This window comes from Gemmiger formicilis, from assembly GCF_016901605.1.
GTDB classification, from domain to species: Bacteria; Bacillota; Clostridia; order Oscillospirales; family Ruminococcaceae; genus Gemmiger; species Gemmiger formicilis_B.
In genome coordinates this window covers 1-264 of the sequence record NZ_JACJKP010000639.1, presented here as the reverse complement: position 1 = coordinate 264, position 264 = coordinate 1, and the positions used below count along the sequence as shown (strand labels likewise).

The 264-nt window shown below is 39.4% G+C and carries 1 pseudogene; it reads right to left on the bottom strand.

Going from position 1 to position 264, the window contains the following annotated elements:
* Nucleotides 1-76: 76 nt before the first annotated feature.
* Nucleotides 77-264 (bottom strand): annotated as a pseudogene (locus H6B10_RS16270) (Eco57I restriction-modification methylase domain-containing protein); the annotation flags it as partial.

The window sequence follows — 264 nt, the reverse complement described above, 5'->3', positions numbered from 1 at the left end:
CGCCGGTTAAATGCTCTATCATAGGCTCTATAAGTTGATATTCCATTTTCTTTCTTTTCATAAACATCCTCAACAATCATTCCATCGGCTTAATCATAGACTCGATGAAAGCAATTTCTTCTTTCGTCAGGGCATACTTCTCATACAACTCGGTATCTGTCCAAGGTTTGGAAAAGTCCTGCATCGGAACAAAACGGTACGTTTTGCTCGGTGCATGCTGAGAAATCTTTATTGACAAAACAAGGGATCGGAAGAATTTGCTTT